The sequence below is a fragment of the Vibrio sp. L3-7 genome (genome assembly GCF_963898195.1).
GTDB classification, from domain to species: Bacteria; Pseudomonadota; Gammaproteobacteria; order Enterobacterales; family Vibrionaceae; genus Vibrio; species Vibrio echinoideorum.
Window position 1 is genome coordinate 1 of sequence record NZ_CAWQUW010000048.1, and the last position, 5,165, is coordinate 5,165.

Below are 5,165 nucleotides of genomic sequence, written 5' to 3' on the forward strand. Positions count from 1 at the left end.
TGCTCGCCATGAGTTTCTTTAAACGACAAGGCGAAAAGCAAAGTGAAGATTTCCACGTTCGAGGCTTTCAATACGCCGAACCCAAAGTGCTCACAAATGATTTGAAAAAACGGGCAAAGAAACTCAAGAAACAGGGTGTAGGCAACGGACGAATTTCTGATTTCAAAGTGGATGGGCTGGCCTTATTTAAACGTGAGTTTGAAGTGCAGCACATGCTGATTGACGGCACCACAGGGGCCGGTAAATCCGTCATGCTGCGGAAACTGCTGCGCTGGATACGCAAACGTGGGGATAAAGCGATTATTTATGATAAAGGCTGCACCTTTACCAGTAAGTTCTTTGACCCTAGCCAAGATACCTTACTCAACCCCTTCGATGAACGCTGCGCCAATTGGGATGTGTGGTGCGATGCAAAGGAAGCCCCTGACTTTGAAAATATAGCCAGCGCCCTTATCCCGCAGCATGGCGAAGGTGACCCATTCTGGGTCGATTCCGCCCGGACTATCTTTTCAAGTGCGGCGTATCGCATGAGCCAAGATGACAAGCCCTGCTCGACCGCAAGGCTGCTTAGCCTGATACTCACGTCTGAACTTGAAACCCTGGGTAATTTCCTGCAAGGCACAGAGTCTGCTTCCCTGGTCTCGAAAGACATCAAAAAGACGGCCATCTCCATTAAGTCGGTGCTCGCCACCTACATTAAGAGCCTACGCTTTTTAGATGGCTTGGATGATAAAGACGCGAAAGGAGAGCCCAAACGTAAACCGTTTTCTATCACCGATTGGGTACAAGATGACAAACAAAAAGGCTTTTTGTTTTTATCGAGTAACGCGCAGCAACACGCCTCATTGCGTCCTTTGATTTCGACTTGGCTTGCCATTGCTTCTAACGCTATCTTGGGACTCAAAGACGATGAAGACCGCCGCATCTGGGTGATTATGGATGAAATGCCAAGTCTGCATAAACTGCCTGAGCTTGACACCATCATTGCCGAAGTGCGTAAGTTTGGGGGCTGTTATGTGATTGGTCTCCAGTCTTATGCGCAGCTCGTGAAAACCTACGGAAAAAATACCGCGGACGTTATTTTTGATTTACTCAACTCTCGCTTTTACTTTCGCGCCCCATCAGCGCAGATGGCGCAAATCTCATCCAAAGATTTGGGTGAGCAAGAGGTGGATGTCTCAAGAGAGCACATTTCTTACGGTGCAAATGCACTCCGTGATGGGGTATCGATTGGCCACCAGACGGTGACACGACCGGTTATCTCTAGCAGTGAAATCCAAGCCATGGATGATTTGCAATGTTACCTTCGCGTACCAGGAAGCAGCTTTATCACTCGACTGGATTTGCACTTTGATAAGATGCGAGATGTGACACCGGCCTTTATAAAACGTGATTACACCCCATCGCCCGCCATGACCAAAGCGTATCAAAAAGCGATTTACTTTGAGTGTGTCGCCCCAGGTATGCTCCTCAACGAAGAAGAGCGTAACGCACTCACAGAAATCCAAGCCAAGCAATTTGAAACGCCGGAAGAGATGAAGCTGGAAACCGACCAAATCCAACAAGCACAACGAAGTGAGACAGTCAAAGCGTTAGCCAGCAAGGAGTCGGAAAAGCTCAAATCAGACAATGCCCCTCCAGATCGCGCGCATCAAGAGCTCGACGAGTCGGCGATATCTCAAGATATAGAGATGGAAGCGGGTGATATGGTTGAATAGCGCATCAAATAGTCGATAGCCACACAAGACAGAAATAGGTCATTGCAAACCAAATGTATTAGGTATTTTTATGTTACCGAGTTTGTCTACATTAATCTTCGAGACCTTGGTCGTCTCACTCTTATTTTTTGCACTTTGTCTTATGCAGATCACCGAGAGTCAATTTCAGTGGACGCAACTTTTCATCGCGTCCACTGGCTTTTTATCACTGTATGGTTTGAAGCGCATCGTGGTTTTTTTGTTAAAAAACGCCCCAACACTCCTCACTACATCGTACTCACCTTTGCAGTATTCGCTTTACTCCTGAGCATCAGCATGAAGTACTCGTTATTTGGTTTATTGAATTCGATAGGCCTGACTTTCATGTACTTGGCACCCAGCGTGTCAAAAAGTGCACTGATTCAATCTTAGTCATGACTAGATATTTAGTTATAGTGCACCATAACGTAAGCCCTATCATTGATGAGATTCATTAAAGGAAAATCGATGAAAAGCGTAACGCCCCATAGAGACGACACCCTAGGGCCTCATCATCTCGAATAATCACTCAACCACTCTTCCAAGCCTTGCAATGGCAAGGCTTTTTTACGTTCATTCATCAAGGAATTACCATGTCAAATAAGACCCTCTTTAATTCTGACCATCTACCGATATTAAAGAAACAATTACACACTATATTCGATCAACTTACCTTCGCTGAAATCATTCAGGGCAACGCCACCGAAAAAAACACATGGTTATCGATTTGCGCTCAAGCGGTAGGTTATGGCGACTGGGACGACTTAAAAGCGCAAGCAGTCACGCACCACGAGCCAACCCACAACATTCTATTTAACCAAGCATCCATCATTCCTTTCATCCAAAGTGTCAGAGTCAGCTTGGGGGAGCACATCGACAATATTGAAGGCTTTACCCATGTCATACTAAGAAACTTAACTACCGAAGAGTTAAACGCCATGAATGGCAATAAAGAAGAGCTTCCCCCCCTACCCAAAGCGCCAACGTCCTATACGTTAGAATTAGGACCGAATACGGCCTATGCCCGCGACCTTTTAGATTGGCTGTGGCCAAGAACAAAAAATTACCAAGTAGACCCTATCAACACTCAGTATCTAGCGCACATGAAAGAAAAGCGAATGAGCTTGAGCAAGTCTCAAGCAAAAGAGCGCGCTTTGGATGTTTACCCACACTCTGGCATGCTAATCAGAGACATCTTAGAGCAACTGATTTCAGAAAATTACCTAGAACTCAACGATGATCAAAGGTGCGTCACTTTTACTCGCAAAGGTCTTAATTATCTCAACGGAAAAATGACCCACGAATATGACGACCAATGGAAAGAATGGTTTAAGGCATTTGCAGCGCATCTCAAAAAAATCCCATACCGATACATCAAGATAGATTGGACACCCTATATCGATTTATATGCCCGGGGCATGTCACCCATTGAGGCGGCAAAAAGTCTTGAATGGTCAGAATGCTACACTCAAGCACACTCAGAGATCCAATCGGCCATTAAACACCAACTCGACATCCATCTGCCTCTATACCCCAAGGAACGATACCTTCAATTTACGCCTAGAATATTTCTGACACCTGAGCTGACCAGCAACAAGGTAACAGACATTCATTTTGAATTTATAGGACCCGACTGGGCTAAACCAAACGGCAATCCAAAAACAAAGCGCTTTTGGCCAAACAAACGCTACGTGTCTGTTTATTTAGATACCTCCCCCAAAAGTCGAGGTTGGTATGCCGTCATTCCCGATGAGGTTGATTGTTTTCAAGTGAGCTACAAATGGACAAGCCAGTCCCATTCTTTTGCAAGCGTCACCCACCATATGACTTACCAGTTAGAGCCAAATATAGAGTGTGCTCAAGATTGGCTGTATGGCAATGAGTGCATGAAGCATTCTGATTCTTCGAAACTAGCGATGGCCGCCGATGAATACAGCTTTAACCATCTAGAATGCCTGACTCATGGCAAGCATTTAACCAAGGAAGAAATTGTAGCGTTAGACCGATTTAAAGCGGGCATTACATCCATTCACATTGATGAAAATGGCGTCATCATTCACGAAGAACGAACGTTAACCGCTAGCAATTCCTTTGCTTGTGTTGGGATCATTTTGTAACCACACCTCTTTTAATTCCACTTCCCCCTTAACCTCCACTCACCGCTCAGTTTTGCTGCTAGCGGCAATTTGCGTTGCATAAGGAAAATACTCATGCTTTCTATTAGCCCATTAAAATCCGCTTCTGGCGCTGCCAAATATTATCTCAGCGAAGAAAACCCCAAAGACCTACCTGACGTCTCTTTAGAAAAAAACGCGGGCGATAACTATTACCTCAAGGAAAAAGACCAAGAAGAAAACACCTTCTGGCATGGCAAGCTGGCCATCGAAGCGGGACTGGCGGGTAAACCCGTAGAGCAAGCCACCCTAGAATCGGTACTCTCAGGCAGTCTTGGCGGTGAAACCATTAAAGGAAAACGAGATGATCATAAATCGGGCTTCGACCTGACCTTTTCTGCACCTAAAACCGTCAGTGTTCTTGCGCTTGTAAGTGGCGATAATCGACTCATTGAAGCACACAATAACGCCGTAAAATTCGCCTTAACTGAGCTTGAAAGAGACGTGGCACAATTCACTACCATCAACAAAGAGGGAGCGCGCGAGTTTCACAACACCGACTCGATGATATTTGCGGTCGTGCGCCATAAGACAAGCCGTGAAAACGACCCACAAGTCCACTCGCACGCGCTAGCCGCTAACATGACACGCGACCAAGAAGGAAAACTTCGCACGCTTGCATCCAGCCTAAAACAAAAAGGGGGCGTGATTAACGGGACTGGCGAGCGCATTTACAACTTCCAAAAATACTACGGTATCTTGTACCAGAGCCAATTAGCTAAAGATGCACAAGCACTCGGTTATTCCACGCGAGGCGTCGGCAACGGTCAGTTCGAAATCAGCGGTGTCCCTCAGCCTATTCTTGATGCGTCATCCACTCGCAAACAACAAATTGACCAACGCACACTCGATTTAGGCTTTGACTCTCGCGCGTCGAAAGACGTAGCAAACCTCGATACTCGTAAAAGCAAAACCTACCAGAGCAGTGACAGCCTCAACAAACAGTGGCAAAGCACCGTAAAAGAGCAAGGGTATGAGCCCGCAGAGCTTGTCACCATGGCGCAACAAGTGAAAGAAGCGCAAAACACCCCACCACTTGGTGAAACCCAAGCCGCCATCAGCAGAGCCATTGACCATCTAGGGCAATACAGCACCGCGTTACACCTAGAAAAAATCATTGAACTGACTGCCTCAGAGTTCACCAAAGGCGGCGTGCAACTCAACGCCCTTGATATCAAAAAAGTCGCGGATGAAATGATTAAGCAGGGCGACTTGATAGGACTCAGTCACAAAGGGCAATACACCACCAAAGGCT

At 46.2% G+C, this 5,165-nt stretch carries 3 protein-coding genes; all 3 read left to right on the plus strand.

Annotated features, from left to right (window positions below; translation table 11 throughout):
* Window positions 1–1,718: type IV conjugative transfer system coupling protein TraD (gene traD, locus AACW75_RS21610; RefSeq protein WP_237297955.1), on the plus strand; the 1,718-nt coding region annotated here is incomplete at its 5' end.
* 611 nt (window positions 1,719–2,329) lie between these two features.
* On the plus strand, window positions 2,330–3,853 hold the full coding sequence (locus tag AACW75_RS21615; protein ID WP_102258448.1) for a hypothetical protein: 1,524 nt from the start codon (window positions 2,330–2,332) through the stop codon (window positions 3,851–3,853).
* A gap of 93 nt (window positions 3,854–3,946) precedes the next feature.
* Window positions 3,947–5,165, plus strand: a 1,219-nt coding sequence (mobF, locus tag AACW75_RS21620) for a MobF family relaxase (protein ID WP_237297956.1), incomplete at its 3' end; no start/stop codon positions are given.

Bases quoted from the DNA above. Each gene is read 5' to 3' on its own strand.
- AACW75_RS21615 (WP_102258448.1), top strand. From the start codon at position 2,330: ATGTCAAATAAGACCCTCTTTAATTCTGACCATCTACCGATATTAAAG.